20 protein-coding genes and 1 other annotated feature are annotated in these 21,254 nt (G+C 42.4%); of the genes, 7 read left to right on the top strand and 13 right to left on the bottom strand.

What is annotated here, in order from left to right:
• Nucleotides 1–108 precede the first annotated feature (108 nt).
• Nucleotides 109–1,230, bottom strand: coding sequence for a DUF4179 domain-containing protein (locus NSS87_RS12960; protein WP_339247584.1), 1,122 nt, complete (start codon nucleotides 1,228–1,230; stop codon nucleotides 109–111).
• Nucleotides 1,223–1,759: a sigma-70 family RNA polymerase sigma factor gene (locus NSS87_RS12955; protein ID WP_042187570.1), complete on the bottom strand. Its 537-nt coding sequence runs from the start codon at nucleotides 1,757–1,759 to the stop codon at nucleotides 1,223–1,225. Before NSS87_RS12955 ends, NSS87_RS12960 begins: the two co-directional genes overlap by 8 nt.
• A 224-nt stretch (nucleotides 1,760–1,983) precedes the next feature.
• Here NSS87_RS12955 and NSS87_RS12950 point away from each other — a divergent pair, with 224 nt between their 5' ends.
• A complete protein-coding gene (locus NSS87_RS12950) occupies nucleotides 1,984–2,352 on the top strand; it encodes a winged helix-turn-helix transcriptional regulator (protein WP_042187569.1) in 369 nt (122 codons plus the stop codon).
• A 56-nt stretch (nucleotides 2,353–2,408) separates the two neighbouring features.
• Here the strand turns inward: NSS87_RS12950 and NSS87_RS12945 are convergent, their stop codons facing one another.
• Entirely contained in the window at nucleotides 2,409–2,834 is a 426-nt protein-coding gene (locus NSS87_RS12945; protein WP_339247582.1) for a hypothetical protein, read from the bottom strand.
• Nucleotides 2,835–3,035: 201 nt separating this feature from the next.
• Nucleotides 3,036–3,319 (top strand) — a binding site (T-box leader).
• A gap of 102 nt (nucleotides 3,320–3,421) precedes the next feature.
• Between NSS87_RS12945 and trpS the strand changes: the two genes are divergently transcribed.
• Nucleotides 3,422–4,417 (top strand): tryptophan--tRNA ligase, encoded by a 996-nt coding sequence (trpS, locus tag NSS87_RS12940; RefSeq protein ID WP_339247580.1) that lies wholly within the window; start codon nucleotides 3,422–3,424, stop codon nucleotides 4,415–4,417.
• Between the two features lie 237 nt (nucleotides 4,418–4,654).
• Here trpS and NSS87_RS12935 read toward each other — a convergent pair whose 3' ends face one another.
• Both NSS87_RS12935 and NSS87_RS12930 read right to left on the bottom strand, forming a co-directional pair.
• Nucleotides 4,655–5,887 carry an aminopeptidase gene (locus tag NSS87_RS12935; RefSeq protein WP_339247577.1) on the bottom strand — a complete coding sequence of 411 codons (1,233 nt, stop codon included), beginning with the start codon at nucleotides 5,885–5,887 and terminating at the stop codon, nucleotides 4,655–4,657.
• 166 nt (nucleotides 5,888–6,053) lie between these two features.
• Entirely contained in the window at nucleotides 6,054–6,401 is a 348-nt protein-coding gene (locus NSS87_RS12930) for a hypothetical protein (protein ID WP_339247574.1), read from the bottom strand.
• Nucleotides 6,402–6,550: 149 nt separating this feature from the next.
• On the opposite strand from NSS87_RS12930, the gene NSS87_RS12925 reads away from it, so the two are divergent.
• Nucleotides 6,551–7,687 carry a VanZ family protein gene (locus NSS87_RS12925; protein ID WP_339247573.1) on the top strand — a complete coding sequence of 379 codons (1,137 nt, stop codon included), beginning with the start codon at nucleotides 6,551–6,553 and terminating at the stop codon, nucleotides 7,685–7,687.
• Nucleotides 7,688–7,773: 86 nt separating this feature from the next.
• Nucleotides 7,774–9,216: a serine hydrolase gene (locus NSS87_RS12920; RefSeq protein ID WP_339247572.1), complete on the top strand. Its 1,443-nt coding sequence runs from the start codon at nucleotides 7,774–7,776 to the stop codon at nucleotides 9,214–9,216.
• A 66-nt stretch (nucleotides 9,217–9,282) separates the two neighbouring features.
• Here the strand turns inward: NSS87_RS12920 and NSS87_RS12915 are convergent, their stop codons facing one another.
• Both NSS87_RS12915 and NSS87_RS12910 read right to left on the bottom strand, forming a co-directional pair.
• Nucleotides 9,283–10,047, bottom strand: a complete 765-nt coding sequence (locus NSS87_RS12915) for an exodeoxyribonuclease III (RefSeq protein WP_076283362.1) — start codon at nucleotides 10,045–10,047, stop codon at nucleotides 9,283–9,285.
• Between the two features lie 158 nt (nucleotides 10,048–10,205).
• On the bottom strand, nucleotides 10,206–10,622 hold the full coding sequence (locus NSS87_RS12910; RefSeq protein WP_339247570.1) for a hypothetical protein: 417 nt from the start codon (nucleotides 10,620–10,622) through the stop codon (nucleotides 10,206–10,208).
• 186 nt (nucleotides 10,623–10,808) lie between these two features.
• On the opposite strand from NSS87_RS12910, the gene NSS87_RS12905 reads away from it, so the two are divergent.
• Nucleotides 10,809–11,978, top strand: coding sequence for an MFS transporter (locus NSS87_RS12905; protein WP_339247567.1), 1,170 nt, complete (start codon nucleotides 10,809–10,811; stop codon nucleotides 11,976–11,978).
• A gap of 106 nt (nucleotides 11,979–12,084) precedes the next feature.
• On the opposite strand, the gene NSS87_RS12900 is transcribed toward NSS87_RS12905, so the two are convergent.
• On the bottom strand, nucleotides 12,085–12,933 hold the full coding sequence (locus NSS87_RS12900; RefSeq protein ID WP_339247564.1) for a helix-turn-helix transcriptional regulator: 849 nt from the start codon (nucleotides 12,931–12,933) through the stop codon (nucleotides 12,085–12,087).
• A gap of 124 nt (nucleotides 12,934–13,057) precedes the next feature.
• On the opposite strand from NSS87_RS12900, the gene fabF reads away from it, so the two are divergent.
• On the top strand, nucleotides 13,058–14,296 hold the full coding sequence (gene fabF, locus NSS87_RS12895; protein ID WP_339247561.1) for a beta-ketoacyl-ACP synthase II: 1,239 nt from the start codon (nucleotides 13,058–13,060) through the stop codon (nucleotides 14,294–14,296).
• A gap of 87 nt (nucleotides 14,297–14,383) precedes the next feature.
• Here the strand turns inward: fabF and NSS87_RS12890 are convergent, their stop codons facing one another.
• The 3 genes from NSS87_RS12890 to NSS87_RS12880 all read right to left on the bottom strand — a co-directional run bounded on the left by NSS87_RS12890 (nucleotide 14,384) and on the right by NSS87_RS12880 (nucleotide 18,575).
• Nucleotides 14,384–15,850 carry a glycoside hydrolase family 43 protein gene (locus NSS87_RS12890; RefSeq protein ID WP_042187550.1) on the bottom strand — a complete coding sequence of 489 codons (1,467 nt, stop codon included), beginning with the start codon at nucleotides 15,848–15,850 and terminating at the stop codon, nucleotides 14,384–14,386.
• A gap of 187 nt (nucleotides 15,851–16,037) precedes the next feature.
• The gene (locus NSS87_RS12885; protein WP_042187548.1) at nucleotides 16,038–17,105 is read right to left on the bottom strand and encodes an ABC transporter ATP-binding protein; all 1,068 of its coding nucleotides are present in this window, start codon (nucleotides 17,103–17,105) and stop codon (nucleotides 16,038–16,040) included.
• A gap of 507 nt (nucleotides 17,106–17,612) precedes the next feature.
• Nucleotides 17,613–18,575 carry an aminoglycoside phosphotransferase family protein gene (locus tag NSS87_RS12880; RefSeq protein ID WP_339247558.1) on the bottom strand — a complete coding sequence of 321 codons (963 nt, stop codon included), beginning with the start codon at nucleotides 18,573–18,575 and terminating at the stop codon, nucleotides 17,613–17,615.
• A 129-nt stretch (nucleotides 18,576–18,704) separates the two neighbouring features.
• Between NSS87_RS12880 and fabV the strand changes: the two genes are divergently transcribed.
• Complete coding sequence (fabV, locus tag NSS87_RS12875) at nucleotides 18,705–19,895, top strand: enoyl-ACP reductase FabV (protein ID WP_339247555.1); 1,191 nt, start codon at nucleotides 18,705–18,707, stop codon at nucleotides 19,893–19,895.
• Between the two features lie 20 nt (nucleotides 19,896–19,915).
• On the opposite strand, the gene NSS87_RS12870 is transcribed toward fabV, so the two are convergent.
• Both NSS87_RS12870 and NSS87_RS12865 read right to left on the bottom strand, forming a co-directional pair.
• Nucleotides 19,916–20,173, bottom strand: a complete 258-nt coding sequence (locus tag NSS87_RS12870; protein ID WP_042187544.1) for a DUF2164 domain-containing protein — start codon at nucleotides 20,171–20,173, stop codon at nucleotides 19,916–19,918.
• 97 nt (nucleotides 20,174–20,270) lie between these two features.
• Nucleotides 20,271–21,239, bottom strand: a complete 969-nt coding sequence (locus NSS87_RS12865) for a sugar phosphate isomerase/epimerase (RefSeq protein WP_042187542.1) — start codon at nucleotides 21,237–21,239, stop codon at nucleotides 20,271–20,273.
• Nucleotides 21,240–21,254 lie beyond the last annotated feature (15 nt).

The raw sequence follows: 21,254 nt of genomic DNA, 5'->3' as shown, positions 1-21,254 counted from the left end.
GACTTTATAATCATATTTAATCTTCTAGAAAACAAAAAAAGGTCGCTGTCAGCGGACCTTTTTCTGCATTACGAATCCCAGCACATTCTCACTCTCATCACTTGCTGCTTATTTTTTCAAGATATCAATATACTCCTCTTTCTCGCGATCAGGCCCCGCATCAAGCTTCAAACGAATGAATTTTGGATGATCCAATACGTTACTGCTAAAGTTACTTATAAATCCGTCCTCACTGCCACTTCCGCCAATCGAATTATTTTTCAATTCGCGCTTCCCAACCCGCGATGTCAACTCACTGGGGGTCTTTCCAAATAACTCATTCCTGATCTCCCAATCGGTTTTTAATGCCTCACTTAACGTAAATTTAACTACTATACTTAAAGGAGATAGCTCCACCTGCGCAAGATTCACTTCATGTCCGTCAATCATAAAAGGCTGATTTATAACTACTGTCTCGGTCTTCTGTTCCCAGAATTTTGGATCAATAGCGAAGCTCACCTTTAAACGTTCAGAATAGCGCATGTCAGCTAGATCCGTTCCCGTTTTTGGTTTTGCTAGCATTCCTGGATCCACTGAAGCGATCTGAAAATTCGCCACCACCTCTTTTGGAAATGCTTTATCCTTATCTAGTGGATAGATAGTTTTTCCGAGCCATGTATAAACGCTATCCACAGCATGTAATCCCATCCCACCTCTACTCCCATTTTTATCCACTACACTTTGTCCTGTCACAGCATCTGTCAGCAAAACACTATTCACATTGTAAATTTCCTGACCACCACTTGTAGTCCCTGTATATAGCAGTATAATTTTATTTTCATCAGCGATCACAGCATTTAGTGTGATTTTATATCCGTTTTTCTCAGCACTCTTATTCACGATTTGCACATAATCGTTTCGAATAGCAGATTCTAACGTAAGGGCATCAACATCAGATTCAGCCAGCTTCTTAAAAGGTTCCAGCACACCCCAATCACTTGATTCAATACTTGTAGAGGCTTGCTGTGGCATCAATTGGGTTGGATTGAAGAAGAGTAAACCTGCAATCAAAACAGATGCAGTCAGTACAGCCATAGCGCTTCTAGCGAACATTAGCTTTTTTCCGCGCTTTTTACCTAGTTCGAGTCCAGCTTGAATGGCATAGATTTGTGCGGCTGCACTCTCCATTTTTTGCTCATGTGGGATCCGTTCAGCATCGATTAACATGGCAAGCTCCTCCTGACTACTCATGGTTCCAATCACCCCGATTCTTAATGATCGTTCTTAACTGCTTGAGTCCTTTATGCTGCCATGTCTTGACCGTTCCTTCAGGTTTATCCAGTATTTTAGCAATCTCATTTAAGGTCATATCGTTGTAGTATTTAAGCAGCAGCACATGGCGATACTTGGGTTTAACCTGTTCAAGTGCCCACAGCATTTCCATCCGATGATGGCCAATGTGCGTAATCTGCTCTCCTATTCTCTCGTCAACAAGCGGCATGGAACGCTTTCTACGTCTTTGTTCATCTATACAGACATAAATCAGGATCCGAATGATCCATGATTTAAACGCTTTTGGATCCTTTAACGTTTTTCTTTTGATCCAGGCCCGGCAAGTCATTTCCTGCATCGCTTCAAGCGCATCATTCCGGTTACGCAAGTAGCTATAGGCAATACTGTATAGCTGTTCTCTATGTACCAATATAGAATCGTAGAAATCCGTCTCGCTCCGAGAATCAAGAATCGTTACCTTCTTCATTTCTGCATTAGTCATCGTCATATCCTTCCTTAGCCCCCTCTCCTAAACCTCTCATAGATTAAGACGGGGAGGGTATAGAAACGGTTTTTATTTGTATTAACTTTTTTGGGACTGAGCACTTAAAATTATAACATTCTATAAAAAAAGAACGATAAATGTTATGATAAGTAAAATTGGACATAATCAATAGTACGCACTTAAAAGTACCATAGGTACTAAAAAGTACCCATACATTGGAGGATATCATGACAACTATCAAAAAAAAATACAATATTTCTGTTGAGGCCACACTCGAAGTAATTGGAGGGAAATGGAAATGTGTAATTTTGTGTCATTTAACTCATGGCAAAAAGCGAACATCGGAACTAAAACAGTTAATGCCCGGAATTACTCAAAAAATGTTAACCCAGCAACTACGCGAACTTGAGGCCGATGGAATTATCAACCGGATCGTATACAATCAGGTTCCACCCAAAGTGGAATATGAGCTTAGTGAGTATGGTGATAGTTTAAGCGACATTTTGACTTCTCTATGTAATTGGGGAGAACAACATATCATTAAGCAATATGGCGATAAATATGCTGTTTTAGAGGACAACATTTTAAATAAATAAATTTTACCCCATGAAAAAAAGGACAGTTAAATCAGAATGATTTAACTGTCCTTAACTTAAATTACTCCGTCTCCTCCAATAGCAGTTGCTGTGAATGATATGGGTCCAAATAGATTTATAGGCAAGTTGCTGTCATTCTGAATTACCAATTCATAGTTGTGGATTCCAATATAAGGACCATCAACCCACTGAACATTTAATTGAATATCAGTAGTTGTAGTAAAACGAAAAAAGGAGCTATAAATATCGACTCCAGCACGTCGGATTAAAACAAGAAATTGACTATCAGCAAGTGCAGTAAGACTAAAACTACCATTTAACTCGACTCTACTAGAGAAAGAAGCTGGGTTAGCTGGGCTAATATTTACTTGCGCTGTGGCAAGACCCGCCCCAGCTCCAGGAATTCCTGCAACCGTTGTAACAGCATTAAACGGGTCTAAAGGGATTTTTGCCTGTGAACCATAACTTATATTTGTCGCCATTTATCATCACTCCATTCCAATTACAAGGTTATACATTATTATATTGTGAATCAACAATGATAGATTGGACTTAATTGCTGATGATAATATACATTTAAGTGATACTTTGCTAGATCATATAAACCTAGATGCTCTGTATCATCATCTAATTTCCAACCATTGACAAACTCACTCATCAGAATTACAATTACCAAAATATCATGAACAACGCAGACAAAGGGTAAGTAGACAATCGAACATGGACTTCAGAGAGCCGGTGGCTGCTGCGAACCGGTGTCCAGCGTTTGATCGAATGGCCTTTAGAGTTGCTCTTCCGAACCATCTTAGCTGATGTTGTAGGGAAAGCCGGGTTTCCCGCCGTTATCAAGGGACCTGTATCGAGATTGTCTCAGACCTTCTCCGTACCGGTAAGAGAAGATCGTAATACTAACGAAACCTGGTTGCGCGATCATTTAAGGTGGTACCACGACAACTTCGTCCTTATTGGATGAGGTTTTTTTGTCATTTAAAGGAGGTGATGGCCATGGATGATGGCTGGTGGTGGCGACTCAATATTAATCAGAAGCGACAAAACAGGAGGAATTCAAATGATAAAAGAACGTGTATTAACTGGAGATCGAGTGACCGGAAAGCTGCACCTTGGCCATTACGTGGGCAGTTTACAGAACCGAGTGACTCTACAGGAGCAATATGATACTTTTGTGTTTCTAGCAGATATTCAAGCCCTAACGACTCACTTTGATCGGCCTCAATACCTTGGTCAAAACTTGAATGAAATCACACTGGACTATTTATCGGCGGGTATAAATCCAGATAAATCCACCCTATTTATTCAATCTATGGTTCCAGAGATCGCTGAGCTGACCGTCCTATTCTCCATGTTTGTTACTGTGAATTCTTTACGGCATAATCCCACGATTAAAGCCGAATCGAAAAATTCCAGCTTAGATGAATTGTATTATGGTTTTCTAGGTTATCCAGTTAGCCAGGCTGCGGATATAACCTTTTGTAAAGCGACGATTATTCCTGTAGGAGAAGACCAGCTTCCCCATCTGGAATTGACCCGCAAAATCGTACGTAGATTCAACGAACTGTACAGCCCCATCCTTGTGGAGCCCAGAGCGCTCATCAGCGAGACGCCAAGACTAATAGGAACAGACGGCAATGCTAAAATGAGTAAAAGCCTCGGCAATGCTATCGAGCTGGACTCTACGAAAGAAGAGATCACCTTCAAGATCCGTAAAGCCACAACTGATCCAGCCCGTGTTCATAAAAATGATCCTGGGCATCCAGATATTTGTCCCATTTATGCTTATCATCGTGCTGTTCGTTGGCATCGCGCCCCAGAAATTCACGATAGCTGCGAAAGTGGCAGTATAAGCTGTTCAGCCTGTAAGCAGCTTATCACGACAGCTCTAGACCAGCTAATTGAACCAATGCGTGAGCGTCGCTCCTATTATGCTGCCAGACCCAAGGTTGTTGAGGATATCTTATTATCCGGAACTAAGCGTGCCCGCGATATTGCTCAAGAAACGATGTCCGAAGTACGCGAGGCTATGGGCCTTAATTATTTTTCAAAATAAAACTGATCTCTAAGGGCAATAAAAAAACGCCGGACTCTCTATTGAAGAGAGCGCCGGCTGTTTTTGCTTCGCTTGCAGCTACAAGCGTCGATCCCTCCTTGAAGCTATACTCTGGACCAGGGGTTAGGACTTTATACTTGTCCGCTTCTATATAAAAATACTTTCTATAACGTAAATCCTTTCTTCAAAAAAAGGCCGTAACCCCCTAAAGCGAGATTACGACCTTAATTTTATACCTTACAGCACCCAATTCCCTTTACGAAATACCGGCTCAATCGTACCATCCGCCAATTCTCCGTCAATATCCAGCTCAGCTGAACCAATCATAAAATCGACATGCGTTAAGCTGACATTAGCACCTCGTGCGACAAGCTCTTCATTCGTAAGCTTTGTGCCGCCTTCAATATTGACAGGATAGGCACTTCCCAACGCGAAATGGCAGGAGGCATTCTCATCAATCCCTGTATTGTAGAAAATTCGGTTCAATCGAGAGATTGGAGAATCATGCTGGACTAAAGCTACTTCTCCTAAATAGGATGCACCTTCATCGGTTGCCAGCAGCGAAGTCAGATGCTCACGTCCGGACTCAGCTTCATATGCTACTACTTTTCCATCTTTAAAAGTGAAGGAAAGGCCTTCTACCAAACGTCCGTTCAGATTCAAAGGAAGTGTGCTTCTAACTGTACCATTCACACCTGTACGATGTGGCATAGAATAGATCTCTTCCGTTGGCATATTAGCCACGAAATACACACCTTTATCATTCTCTCCGCCGCCTCCACGCCATAGATGTCCTTCTGGAAGCTCCACATGCAGATCCGTTCCCGGAGCGCGGTAATGCAGGCTTTTATAACGCTTAGCGTTCATTCTATCCTGACTTTCTTTCAATTGACCGATATGCTCTCTCCATGCGGCAACTGGATCCTCGCTACCTACACGATTCATCTGGAACACCGCTTCCCACATAGCCTCTACTCGCTCTTCCTCTGGAAGATCAGCAAACACCTTGTTCGCCCAAGCACGCGTTGGAGCCTTAACGAGAGACCAGCTAATTTTGCTATTACGAGTATATTTGGAGTAGTTTTTGCGAGCAACAGCTGCCGCTTTAACTGCTCTTGACACTTTGGAAGAATCAATACCATTGAACAATTCCGGATCTGGTACTTTAATATGTAAGATGGCGCCGTTCTCTTCCGCAAACTTCTCCATCATTTCTGCTTGCCACTGTGGATAGTAATCGAAGGAATCTTCTGGGGCTTTTTCGTAACGAATACGTGTAGTCGCTTCATCGTCCCAATCAACGATTACATATTTAGCACCTGCTTCATAGGCTTTACCTACAATCAAGCGAGTAAGCTCTGCCGTTTCAATAGGTGCATGCACCATCAAAACTTGTCCAGGCTGTACATTTACCCCTACTTTTACAACCAGGTTCGCATATTTCTCTAACATGACATCAAAATCTTTCATGAATTCTCTTCCTCCATCTCTATGGTTGCTTTACTGTCGCACCAAAGCACCGGAGCTCCTTAACAGCAGACGGTCAGCTTCACTTCTTATTTTAACGCAAAATGCTAAGAGTTGCGATTCGATATAATAAAGCGGCCCCCATGAAAGGAACCGCTCACGTAAATCTTTATTTTTTATCTACTTGCAGTAACGTTACCGTCTTTAAAGAATAGGTATGCATTATCTTGTCCTCAGAGATTACGTTAAGCTTGGTCAAACTTGCTATCTTCGCGGAATCTGATTTGGAAAGCATTCGCCACACTTCAGGGTCTGATAAGGTTTCATATAACTTGAGATCATCATATTCTTTGCGATTTTGCATCACTAGCTTCACTTTGTAGCTTCCAATCTCAGTCTCGGTGGCCCCCTGCTCACTACAATAGCTAAGAATATCCTGCCGAAGCTCTGCCAATTCTTTTTCAATTTCCTTTTGCTTTTGCTTCAGTCGATAATACTGCTGCACCTTTTTCTCCATCACTTCACGCTCCTCTATAGACATATGTATGCCGGAAGCGCTAAATAAATAAGTTGAGTTCCCTATCATAAAATTTTATAATGAGCCGGGAACGCTAGTTTGCAGCAAACTACATTATTCCACAAAAACATTGATTCGGCAGGTGACTTATGTTTCATTCTTATTTTTTCCCAATTTCTTATGCCTTTATGATGTTTCCTATAGCGGCATTGATCTTCACACTCCCTTTTCTAATCGTTCAATACCGTAGACACGGCTACATCCATAAGCTTAGAGCTTTAATCCTATACTTATTGCTGCTCTATCTGATGAACGCTTATTTTCTCGTTTTGCTTCCGATGCCTTCCTCAAGACATAATATGGCACCTTCGGGAAGTATGATGCAGCTCGTCCCTCTTCAATTCATACAAGATATTATAGATGGTTCTAAGATCATACCTGATCAGATTTCAACGTATTGGTCATTACTGCGCGAGCCTGCTTTTTTACAGGTGATATTTAACATCGCTTTGACCGTGCCGTTTGGATTGTTTCTGGGCTACTATTTCCGAACGCGCTGGGGAATGTGTATTCTCTTGTCTTTCATACTTTCGTTATCTTTTGAGGTCACTCAGGTTACAGGCATCTACGGCTTTTTTGATCATCCCTACCGTCTATTTGATGTCGATGATCTTATAACCAACACGCTGGGAGGGATCTTTGGATTCCGAATTTCTATCTGGATAAACGGGTTACTGCCACGCATAGAACAACTGGATACGAATATCGACCGTTCTGCAAAAAGAGTCTCCTATACCCGCAGAGGGATTGCTTTTTTCATCGATAGTATGGTGTGGATCATTGGGTTTGGTGTACTTTATGGATTCGATATAAAAAGTGCTTTCTGGATTGTAACAGGGATTTACTTCATCCTGATTCCAGCTTTTACTGGTGGGCGGACCTTAGGCAAATGGATTGTACGTATTCGGGTAACGAACAGAGGTAATCGAGCTTCTTTCTGGGCGCTTATGATCCGATATGGTCTGCTATATTGGATATTACTTGGACTTCACGCGCTTGTTATCGATTCTGATGTGACAGGGCTTCTATCTTCACCATTGAGAACGGTCGCTTACCTCATTGTTCTACTGGTCGATTTAGTTTTCTTTATTCATTTAATCATTAAGGTATTCAAAAAAGATGACCAGCTAATCTATGAGAAATTAAGCCGAACCTCGCATGTTATTTCATGGCCTGAGAAAAGATTGCATAACGATGCCTCCAACAGCAGCTCTTTAGAGGATTAAAAATCTTCATTTTATATAGTATTTATACAATGGAATTTATTATAAAATAGGAAGGCAAGGATTCTCAAAATTTAGGAGATGAATGCATGGAAACTACAAGTTGCTTGCAGTTGTCTAGAAGTCTTCCAGAAGAGCAGGGCATATCATCAGCCGCAATATCCAGCTTTATTGATGCAGTAGAGACGCAAAGCTTAGGTCTGCATAGCTTCATGCTCCTTAGGCATGGGTATGTGGTCTCTGAAGGCTGGTGGTCTCCTTATAAGTCCGATCTTCCACATATGCTATTTTCCCTTAGCAAAAGCTTCACCTCAACGGCAATCGGGATTGCGGTCACAGAAAAGCTAATCACACTCGACAATTCAGTCATCTCCTTCTTCCCTGAAGAGGCTCCTGCGACTATCACTGACAATCTATCCAACATGACAATCAGACATCTATTGATGATGGGTACCGGGCATGTCGTGGATACTATGGACACACTTCATAAAAGTGCAGACGGGAATTGGGTTAAAGCTTTCTTCTCAGTCCCAGTGGAGAAACAACCAGGTACACATTTCCTATATAATACCGGCGCCACTTACATGCTGTCCGCGATCCTTCAACGAGTTACTGGCCAAACACTGCTAGAATATCTAGAACCGCGTCTGTTCGCTCCGCTCGGTATTCACGGAGCAACTTGGCAGTCTTGTCCACGTGGAATTAACACGGGGGGATTTGGCTTAAGCATTACCACAGAGGATATCGCTAAATTCGGCCAGCTTTACTTACAAAAAGGGATCTGGAATAATCAACGAATCCTGCCTGAACAGTGGATTAATGAGGCAACTTCCAAACACATTTCCAATGGCGAAGGCGATCATGACTGGGCGCTCGGATATGGTTATCAATTCTGGAGATGCCAACACGGAGCCTACCGCGCCGATGGCGCATTCGGACAACTCTGCGTTGTTCTTCCCGATCAGGATGCGGTAATTGCTATTACTGCCGCTTCAAATAGTATTCAAGGTATTTTGAATGCAGTGTGGGAGCATTTATTACCCAATATGAAAGATGTCCCTCTTCTGGAAGAACAAGCATTAGCAGCCAAATTGGCAGACCAATTAAAAAACTTATCGATAGACCCTCCACAATTGCAGCGGTCATCTTTTCAAGAAGATCAATTGAATGGTATAACCTATACACTCGATGACAACCAATTTTCACTAGCTACTATCTCTATCTCTTTCAACAATGATGAAGCTGAAGTTACTTTAATAACTAAACTTGGTGAAAAGAATGTCATTCGATTAGGCCGAGGACAATGGCTCGAAAGCTTTGCACTCATCCTGGAGCCTTTCATGAACCGGATCATGTCCAGCTTTACTTGGACTGCAGAAGATCAACTTAAATTGTCCTTGCTATTTGTTGAAATGCCTTTCTTAATTACACTTGATATTAATATTCTAGAGAACATGCTTATCCTTAAGCAGCGGATTAATGTGAATATGGGACCGCTTGAATTCGATGATATAATCGGAAGAATACAATAGGTATAGTTAATAAAAGAAAGGCCGCTTCGTCCTATGCAGGAACTTAGCGGCCTTATATCCCTTTTTTTATTCCGAAAAATCAGCTAGCTTCAACATGACTGGGCAATGATCACTACCCATGATCTGACAATCAATTTGGGCATCAATTACATTAGGTGCAAGTCTAGAAGAAGCTAAGAAATAATCAATTCGCCAGCCCACATTCCGCTCTCTCACCTTCGGCATATAAGACCACCATGAATACACTCCCTCAAGCTCCGGGTGAAGATATCTGAACGTATCTATGAAGCCCGACTCAAGCAGTGTACTCATTTTCCCTCTCTCTTCATCCGTAAAACCGGAGTTCCCACGGTTAGCCTTTGCATTCTTGATATCAATATCTTCATGGGCAACATTTAGGTCTCCACAGACAACAACTGGTTTACGCTTATCCAGTTCTAAGAGATAATTACGGAAACGGTCCTCCCATTCCATTCTATATGCCAATCGAGACAGATCTCGTTTGGCATTAGGCGTATAGACGTTGACCAGATAAAAATGTTCGAACTCTAATGTAATGATCCGGCCTTCTGCTTCTTCATCTTCTTCCATCCCATATCTCGCAGAGATCGGCTTGATTTTAGAGAATATTGCCGTACCGGAATAGCCCTTCTTCACTGCGTAATTCCAATATTGATCGTATTCTTCGCCATGCTCCAGTGTAATTTGCCCTTCCTGAAGCTTTGTTTCTTGAACACAGAAGATATCCGCATCTACTTCTTTGAAATAGTCATTAAACCCTTTTTTGACACAGGCCCGAAGGCCATTAACATTCCATGATACCAGCTTTATCATCGGCTTTTCTCCTTGCATTTTGCTTTAGTTATACTATTACTGCGGTTATTATATCACTATAGTGAGCTGACGGGATATGTATAGCAGCAAAAGCCGCACCTCTCTCCATTGCGGAGAATTGGTGCAGCTTTTGGTTAATTCATACGCTAGCTAACTTATAGACCAATGGCTGTAGCTGTGAATGTAATTGGGCCTTTTATTTGAATTAAACTTCCAGCATTATTACTATTAGCAAATAGAACACCCAGTGTATAAATTTGGGTTCCCGGCAGTCCACCATCCACAGCAAGCACGTTTACAATCTGAAGGTTGTTACCAGGTTCGAAGAATCGATTGAGCGGGCTACTGTATACTTTTGTAGCACCTCTGTAAATATCTACGCGAATATCATCTGTAAATGAAAAACTATCAACACCGAAACTCGCTTTTAGCTCAACTCTCGAACGATAAGTTGCAGGATTAGCCGGATCAAGAAATACAGAGGTAGTAGTTATTCCTTGACCAACACCAACCGCCAATACTGGACCATCAACAGTTAAAAACGTAGAACCATAATCAATAATTGACGCCATTCTTAACACTTCCTTTCAAGGTTATACAACATTCTATGAAAATGAACTGAACCTTGAATGGATATATCATATGGGAGAATAGTATATTTTTATCATAGATTTATATCCTAATCATTCAACATCCGTGATACAATAACCAAATTGACACTATACAAATATTATTAAATACGTGAGGTAAAGAGACTTATGAATGCACCAACACTATTACGAGGGTTTAACTTTTTGTATTTTGCGTTGCTGGCTATGTTTATTCCTTTTCTGCCAGTCTATTTAGGGGAGCAGGGTCTTAACCCGGCGCAAATTGGATTCATTATTGGTACTGGAGGGTTTGTTACCATTATTGCTCAACCCTTATGGGGGATGATCAGTGACAAAACAAGAACGATCCGCAAAGTGCTGTTAATTCTGTTGTTATGCTCTGCGGTAACGGGATACTTTTTATTCGATTCTAGCAGCTACGTGCGACTTATTCTTTTTGCGATGCTGCTCTATTTCTTCTTAATGCCTATCGATCCGCTAGCTGAAAGCCTGAATTTCCGAATCTCTGAGGCAGCTGGAATTAGTTATGGTTCGATACGTACATACGGTGCGTTAGGGTACGGTGTTATGGCCCTACTCACAGGTTATGTGATGAGTTATTTCGGTTCACAAGGGATGGCCTTGCTGTTCGTCGCGATTAGTCTTACAAGCTTCGTAGTCAGCTGGTTCATGCCAGATGCTCCGGTGACCGGTAAACCGGTCACACTTGACAGCCTGAAGCATTTTCTTAGTAACAAAGAAACACTGCTATTTCTAGTACTCATATTTATTAGCTCCGTTCCCGCACGAATGAACGATACCTTCCTTGGAGTTTATATTCGCGAGCTTGGTGGCAGTCCTGAATTAGTTGGTCAATCGTTCTTTATCGCCGCAATGAGTGAAATTATTGTGTTCGCCTTAAGCTTTTGGTGGCTGCGCAAAGGAAAAGAGCTAATCATTATTTCGATTTCTGGAGCCTTTTATTTTCTTCGATTCTTTATTTCGGCCTGGATTTTGGATCCGCATTTATTAGCTTATCTACAGATTCTACAAATCCTTACCTTCCCGATATTCTACTCTGCAGCTATTCAGTATCTATATAGTATTGTGCCTGTGGAATGGCGTGCTACGGGTCAAACTGTGTTGGCGTTACTGTTCTTCGGTGTATCAGGAATTCTCGCCTCTTATGCAGGTGGAGCATTATATGAAGCCTTTGGAGGTAAGGTCCTTTATTTAACAATTTCCGTGATGTCATTTATCGGTATGCTGTTCGGATTGATATTGTACAGAATCTATGGAAGTAAACACGCTAATAAAAAGAATATAGCCACTCATTAATCTTCCAGCATTCAATAGTCTTACACTTCAAATTCATGCACTGTTGTTCGCAGCACTCTAGTTGATAATTCAGCTAGAGATGCTTTTTTATGAACTTCTACCTAAGTCATTCTTTATGCTGCTCCATAAGCTGTTTCAGTTTGATTTCAGTATTTGAATCTGCGGCAGGTGTATAAATACTACAACGTAAATCTGTGCTGCCTTGAACCTGTAGTGAGGTTAAATGAAATAACATTTTCCCTGCTTTGGCATGTCTGAATTCCAATAGCACATCTGGAGCAGAACTTACACGACTTTTTTCCCACATTTCATTAAACGCTGGATGCAGTCCCTTTAATTCCTCTATGAATTCATCGTACCAACGATCTTCTACATATTGTCCGTAATACGCTCTGAAGATGGATAGATAACCACTTACGAATTGTTCCCAATTTACAGCTAAACGTCTGAACTCCTTACGAACAAATAACAAACGAATCATGTTTCTCTCCTCGATGGGCAGCTTAGAGAAATCTAGAAACACATGTGCTGCAGCCTCATTCCAACCTACAATCCCGCAACGTCGGTCTGAAATAATCGTAGGACAAGTCTTAAGCTCCTGTAAAATTTTCTGTAGAGAAGGACTAATTACTGAGGATTCCTCTTGCTGAAATAGAACGTTCCCTGTTCCAGTCTCTAGTGCTAGTGCAAAAAGATATTTCCGCTCATCATTAGTTAGCTTTAGGGCAGTCGCAATACAGTCTAGAACAGACGAAGATACTTTAATATCCCTGCCCTGTTCTAGCCACGTATACCAGGTACTGCTTACCCCCGCTAACTGTGCAACTTCTTCCCTGCGAAGTCCAGGCGTTCTCCTGCGCGTGCCCTCTGGCAGCCCAACAGAGCTGGGTGAGATCGCAGCACGGCGTGCTTTTAAGAAATCTGATAATGCCTGCAATCTCGTCTGATTAGCCATACGCTTCCTCTCCTCTCTGTTACATTCTTTAGTATAGTACAAATTATACTATGATAAACGATAACTTGTAATAGGATAAAATAAGTGGAAAAATACCTATATACACTTCTTGAGGAGGTTCATTATGGAACGCGTAGTTATTACAGGTATGGGCTTAATCTCGCCCCTTGGAAATACAATAGAACAATTCTGGGATCGTCTAGTTTCTGGTGAGTCGGGTATTTCCCCAATCACTTCATTTGATACCTCTAACTTTAAGACAAAGATCGCGGGAGTCGTGCATGATTTCGATGCGGAGGCCAGATTTGGCCGTAAAGAAGCACGCAGAATGGATAGATTTAGTCAGTTCGCTCTGGCAGCCGCTGAAGATGCCTGGACACATTCCGGTCTACAGCTTGATAAGATTGACAAGGAACGTCTCGGGGTTTATGTAGGATCAGGCGTTGGTGGAATTCAAACCTTGATGGAACAAGGGAATGTGCTAAAGGGCCGCGGACCAGATCGGGTCAGCCCCACTTTAATTCCCATGATGATCTCTAATATGGCTGCGGCGATGATCAGCATTAAATTAGGAGCTTTAGGTCCTACAATGTCTCCAGTAACTGCCTGCTCTATTGGAAATACGGCAATCGGTGAAGCCTTCCGGTTGATCCGTTATGGAGGTGCCGACATCGTAATTGCTGGTGGATCAGAAGCAGCCATTACTGAAATCTCTTTAGCCAGTTTCGGCAATGCCACCTCCTTATCCACTCGAAATGAGGAGCCGATTAAGGCGAGTCGGCCTTTTGACGGGGAACGTGACGGATTTGTTATCGGTGAAGGTGGCGGAATAGTTATTTTGGAGTCACTTTCTCATGCGCAGCGTAGAAACGCCAAGATTCACGGAGAGGTTATCGGTTATGGTGCCAGCTCTGATGCCTATCATATGGTCGCCACCCATCCAGAAGGAATTGGTGCTTATCAAGCGATGAAGCTGGCCATGAATGAAGCTAATCTCCAGCCCGAAGAGGTGGATGTAATTAGTGCTCATGCCACGAGTACAGTAGTAGGTGACCGCTCTGAGACCCTTGCGATAAAGAAGTTATTCGGTGATCAAGCCTACCAGATTCCCGTAACCGCTAATAAGTCCATGACTGGACACGCCTTAGGGGCGGCCGGTGGCCTAGAAGCTATTGCCCTAATTAAGAGCATTCAAGAAGGAATCATCCCACCTACCATTAATCAGGAGGTCAAAGATTCCATCTGTGATTTAGATTATGTCCCGAACATTGCGCGAAAATCTGATCTTACTATAGGCATGTCTAACTCCTTTGGTTTCGGTGGGCATAATGCTGTCATTGTGATTCGAAAGTTTGAAGATTGACCAATCATCCATAAAACGGGGTTCCGACTTAGTCATTCTTAGGACTAATTGGTACTCCGTTTCTACTGCCAATTTCAAAAAAATCTGTTATTCCATCGTTGATACGTGGCTCCCCCAGATAGAGATACCTTCCTTGGAAACCGCAGTAAACGTCATAACGTTACTAGCTGTTGCTTCATTCCACTCTTTCAGGAACACCCCATTATAAGTAGAACCGTCAATGGTAAGCTCAGCAGTATGATCATCAATAAGCTTCCATTTCCCTTTTACTGCTCCTTTAATCTTACCGCTCTTAGTGAATTCAATCAGCTCCGACTGCACGATATCAGCCGTAATGTCTTTGTTATGGTTTACATATTTATATTCGCCTGAAATTTGCTCTTTTGTGTATTTCTCTATGCTCTCTCCGCCATAGCGGTGCGGGGCTACAACCGGCCAGCCCTCACTGTTCATAAACATCTGATGAACTCTTACCTCATGCTTTTCTCCACGATTCGGGAACCGTGTATGGAAGATCAGATAATACTTGCCATTCTCTTCATCATAAAACGCTGAGTTATGACCTGGTGATACATATCCTTCTCCACTCACTGGCAGCTCGTCATCTGTATTCAAGAATTCAAAATTCCCCATTAGCTTCACTCCATAAGGAGCATATGCTGGATCATCGAACAATACGGATGGCGATCCTTGTGCATTAATCATATCTTGACCCTCAGAATCTTCGAAAGGTCCATCAGGCGCCTTTGAACGAGCTACACGGATGTTATATCCACCGTCTGCAGCCAGACCACCGTAGGATAGGAACAGATAGTAGTAATCCGTTTCCGGACTGTACAGCATATATGGAGCTTCTATCCGAGCATGGTTCGCACCCAAAAGCTTTTTGCCATAACCTTGATCTGGCAGCGGGAAGCCTGTATTCGCATCTAGTTCCATAATAAAAATACCACCGGAGTAAGAGCCATAGACCATCCACAGCTTCCCTTCTTTATCAAAGAACACATCCGGATCTACTACATTCGGCTTTTGAGTGGCATCATATATTTCTCCATCATCACCCTTGCCCATCATACCTGACTTCAGAATGATTCCTTTATTCTTATAAGGTCCCTCAATATTGTCCGACACAGCTATGCCGAGTGCAGACAACGGGGAATCCCCTTTACAAGCATTGTAATACATATAGTATTTGCCATCCGCCAATTGGATAACATCGGGTGCCCATAAGGTATCCGTCTGTGCCCATTTTAATGCTTCAGCAAACTCCTCTTTGACATTAGGAATGAGAACGTTTCCTTCTACCACCCCAGAGGACAGCTGAGTCCAAGACATCAGATCATTTGATTTAGCAGATGCTAAATGAGAGCCGAACACATAGTATTTGTTATCTGTCATAATGATCGACGGATCATGTACAGATACATTTTTGAAGACAGGCTGGGCAGAGTCAGCTACGTTATTTGTGTTGCTGGAACTAGCTGAATTGTCATTGCACGCGGTTACTGCTAATAATGAAACGCTGATCATTGTAGTCATAATTGCTTTTCTCATCGTTATACCTCCTATGTATGCCTTTTCATTTTGAAACGAAAACAAACAATAGTCAATCCTTTTATTTAACTAAGTTCGTATTAATTCATATTTATTTAAATAATAGTGAACATTCATACACATAAAAAAACGCCAAGCCATCGAAATGGCCTGACGTTTCTTTTATATTTTACGTAAAATAATCTCTTTAATTAGCGCCTTCTTGTACCAAAACTGGCTCTGGATAAGCATTCTTAAGCACACGTTGTCTGTTCTTAACAACTGCCGGCGGTTCCACCTTAGGAGCCATCGGATGCATTAGCCAAGACTTCACCATATGGGTATCCGAAACCTTATACATTGGAGGCTCTTTCTCCATATCGATTTGCATAGCGTAAGTGGAACGTAGTGCGAAAGCATCGCCCTTAGGCGGTTTGATCAAATCTGGAGGAGTACCAGGAATTGCTGTTAGCAAAGATCCTTTGCTCTCTAGACTTGGCATGGAAGCTAGCAAGCCCCAAGTGTATGGGTGTCTTGGATCGTAGAAGATCTCTTCCGCTGTTCCCATTTCAACAATTTGTCCAGCATACATTACAGCTACACGATCTGCCATTCTTGCTACAACCCCGAGATCATGGGTGATAAAAATAATAGCTGTATCAATCTTCTTCTGCAATTCCTTCATCAAATCAAGGATTTGTGCTTGGATGGTTACGTCGAGCGCAGTAGTCGGCTCATCCGCAATCAGAAGCTTAGGGTTCGCAGCAAGTGCCATTGCAATAACAACACGTTGACGCATACCACCACTGAATTCATGTGGATATTGATTGAAACGACGTTCTGGAGAAGGAATACCTACAAGATTGAGAAGCTCAATCCCACGTTTATTCGCATCAGCCTTGGAGATGTTCTCATGTTTAAGCAGCACTTCAGTAATTTGTCTGCCGACCTTCATCATTGGGTTCAGAGAGGTCATCGGATCTTGGAAGATCATACCGATCTCTTTACCGCGGATCTTCTGCATCTGCTTCTCTGTCTTGCCAATCAAATCTTGTCCATCGAATAGAATCTGTCCGCGTTTATATTCTCCTGGTGGTGTAGGAACTAGCTTCATAACCGCTTGTGAGGTTACACTTTTACCCGAACCTGACTCCCCAACAATCGCTAGAGTTTCACCTTTATCTACATGGAAGCTAACACCACGGATCGCTTGTACCTCTCCGCCGTGTGTTTTGAATGATATCGCTAAGTCTTTTACCTCTAAAAGGCGCTCCATCTTGTCACCCTCTCATTTCCTCGTCAATTATGATAATGATTCTCAGCATGTTGTAAGCAATAAGTATTATTTTATCTAGTTTTAAGGGTTCTAGTCAAGATTTTTCTGAAAAAAATACGGCTAACCTCACACTTTAGTACTAGATCTAATTATTGCGTGCTCAATAGTTGCGATAGCTCCTCTTTAAAATACGCAAATAGAGAATAAGGAAGAACTACTAGGTACTGCTAAATACAATAAATGGTATGGAAGGAATACTGCCATGATTCTAAAGCCCACTATCAAAATATACACGAATAATACAACCAAAGCAAAAGTTACATGGCCATGTACTTCAGTAAGCAATGCTATTCGTGCATAAATGATCATGAAACAAACGTAGTATCGACAGCGGCTACAGCAAACTTACGGTATCAATATGTACACTCAGCCGTTCAAATATAAGAATTCTCCCCTACTGTTGCTCAGTCTCCCTATCTTTCATGTTGTAGTTGTGTCAAAAATGTGTTAATTCATGAACCGCTTCCAGCCCTCAAGCAGATTATCATGCGCCCACTCAAGGTGACCTTGGCTATCGTACTTACGCGAATAACACTCGATGAAGTAAATTAAGTCGATATATAAGTCGTAGAGTTTTTTACGGGCATGTTCGTTTGGGCTGTCGAAGCTATTCCCGTAACCTCTGCAGAAATGCTCTGAATTCTCAATATAGCGAAAATAATATTCCATAAGTGGATCGCCCCAAAGTGCCCGTTCCCAATCAATCAATGCAACAATGCGGCCCTCTCGCACAAACACATTGCCATCCCATAAATCCCAATGTATTAGACGAGGCTCAACGACTACGTCCATAACATGTAAGTGACTTTTGATCTCTGCCTCAACAGTTTCTAACGGGATGGGCATTTCTACCTTTAAACGACGTGCATCTTCAAGCAGATTCATTATCAAATGCTTAAAAGTTTCCCGCCATGAAGTTCCTTTTACTGGTGTGGACGCACTAAATAATCCGAAACGCTCACCAGGAATTTCATTAATTAAACGGGAATAACGACCTAACTCTTCCTCAATACTTATTCTCTGCTGCGAGCTTAGCGCTTCCTTAATTTCATTATAGGGCTGGCCAACTATTTTCTCCATGAAAAAAAACTCACTTGAAATCATTTCTTTACTGTTATCATAAGCGTATACCTCAGGCACAGGTACTGTCCCTTTTGACTTCATCAGCCGCATCGCCGCAACCTCAACAGACATAATATCATGCTCGTAACTAAGGGTATCTGCTTCAGCTGACGGTGCTATCTTAAGAATCATGTCTCTTCCATCTGATAATAAAAGGTCATATGCTGCGTTAAAATAGCCACCTGTCAGTTCAGTACTTCGCTGAATGCTCACACGGCTTCCAAAAGTAACACCTACCAAATCATTCTGTTGCTCTGTCGTTAATTTTGTTTTAGTAAAGCTCTCCAAGATCTCACCACCATAATGAAATAAGTATCAAAGGATAAACAATCCTTCTCCATTTGATTGAAAATTGTTAAAATTAGAACAAACGAGTCTCATTAGCCTGCTTTTCATGAAAGAGAGGAAACGATTAACATGATTATTAAACCTAGAACACGCGGCTTTATCTGTACTACCGCACACCCGCAAGGTTGCGCTCGTCAAGTAGAGCGGCAAATCGAATATATCCAGACACAACCCGAGATCAAAGGACCACGCAAGGTGCTTGTCATTGGCGCCTCTACAGGATATGGCCTCGCCTCACGGATTACAGCCGCCTTTGGGGCTGGAGCCAGCACAGTAGGCGTCTACCGCCAGAGCAGCAGCAATGGAGCCCGTACAGCCTCTGCTGGATGGTACAATTCAGCAGCCTTTGAGGTACTTGCAGAGAAAGCTGGACTTCAATCCTACAGCGTAACCGGTGATGCCTTCTCCAAAGAAACTAAGGATAGAACCATACAGCTGATTCGCAGTGAATTGGGACAAGTTGATCTAGTCATCTACAGCGTTGCTTCTGCCCGTCGAACAGATCCTGTGACGGGTGAAGTTTATAACTCCGTAATTAAACCTATAGGAGATACCTACACGAATAAAACCGTAAACTTTCATACGGGTGAAGTCAGTCAAATTTCTATTGAGCCTGCTACAGACAAAGAAATCGATGATACCATTCGAGTGATGGGTGGTGACGATTGGCAGCTTTGGATTGAAGCTCTTCATCAAGCCGGAGCTTTGGCCGATCATGCCACCACCATCGCATTCTCATATATCGGGCCGGAGATTACCCAGTCTGTATATCGGAAGGGAACGATTGGACGCGCAAAAGATCATCTAGAATTAACAGCACACACTCTTAACGATGAACTATCTAGTATAGACGGTCGAGCCTATGTAGCAGTTACGAAAGGACTGGTCACACAGTCTAGCTCAGCAATTCCTGTCGTCCCCCTGTACACTTCTGCGCTATACAAAGTCATGAAAGAGAAAGGACTTCATGAGGGTTGTATTGAGCAAACCTATCGGTTGTTTGCAGAACGTCTTTATGCGATCGAAGGGACTTCTGTGGACGAAGAAGGGCGTATCCGAATCGATGACTGGGAGATGTCCCCGGATGTACAGGATCAAGTGACTCAAATCTGGGATAAACTCACGACAGACAATATCTATGAATTGACAGATCTAGAAAGCTACAAACAGGAGTTTTTCCAGTTATTCGGATTTGAGACTGAGGGTGTAGATTATGAAGCTGAGACTGATCCAGACGTAACGGTTACCAATCAGCGGTAAACAATACATTATGTTGCGGACTATCTTCTAGCAGATGTTAGTGGTTGCTCAAGTGCATACAATTCTTCTTCAATGGAAATCATCTTTTGCTCAATCACTTTACGGGCATCTGCCAGTGCCTGATTATAAATATAAGGTGAGAGTTCTTTGAGCATAAAATCAAGAAGATTCTCACTTGCTAATTGGCCAATTTCGCTAGACAGCTCCGTTTCAAAATAATCCTGAATGCTGGATGTAATTTGTAGTTTGTGTTCTCTCTGTATTTTTATCGGCTGCATGATCGTCCTCCAATTTGTATGGTTTAAAATTCAGATTATTAATACAGGAAAAATGACGTGCTTGCGCACGTCATTTCTTATATCTATTCCCTTTAATCTAAACCCACCACATTTCTGCTAGTGGCTCCTCAATCAATACTTGTTGAAGGTTACTTACAGCTTTGGAGAAGCCTTCTTCCACAGACATCAATCCATCTTCATGCTCAATACTGACCACATAATCATATCCTACCAAACGAAGAGCACTCATAATATCAGCCCAAGTCTTAAGATCATGTCCAAAGCCAACCGAACGGAACTGCCATGCACGGTCAAGCATTTTGGTATAGGATTGCATATCTGTTAAGCCATGCATATTGACATTGACTGGATCAATAACTGTATCTTTAGCGTGGAAATGATGAATTGCGCCTTGGCGGCCTAAAATATGAATTGCCTGCACTGGATCAATTCCTTGCCACCACATATGACTCGGATCAAGGTTAGCTCCGATTACTTCACCTGCAGCTTCTCTCAACCGCAGTAGAGTAGCAGGTGTGTGAACGGAGAATCCGCCGTGCAGCTCAAGACCAACCTTCACATCATGCTCTGCGGCAAAGGCTCCCCATTCAGTCCAGTAAGGAATCACTTTATTTTCCCATTGCCAATCCAGAATTTCTTGATAATCATTTGGCCATGGAGCTACCGGCCAGTTCGGATACTTGGCACCCTCATGATCACCTGGACAGCCAGAGAACGTATTAACGACTGGAACTCCTAGCTTCTGCGCCAATTTGACCGAGTTCACAAAGTCCTCATGATCCTTCTGGGCAAGCTCTTTTTGTGGGTGTAGGGGATTTCCGTGACAGCTCAATGCACTGATCGTCAATCCACGGGATTCCACAGCATGTTTGAATTCTTTCAATGCTGTCTCATTCTCGAGAAGCATCTTAGGATCACAATGGCTGTTACCAGGATTCCCTCCTGTACCAATCTCTACCGCCTTTAGACCTTTGGACGCTACATAATCAAGAGCATCCTCCAGCTTGCGACCCCCAAACAAGACCATAAATACTCCAAGTTTCATTGTAAGTCACCTCTT

The sequence above is a fragment of the Paenibacillus sp. FSL F4-0243 genome (assembly GCF_037963295.1).
In the GTDB taxonomy this organism is placed as follows: domain Bacteria; phylum Bacillota; class Bacilli; order Paenibacillales; family Paenibacillaceae; genus Paenibacillus_AQ.
Note: the sequence above shows the minus strand (reverse complement) of the source record. Positions and strands in the feature narration are given on the sequence as shown.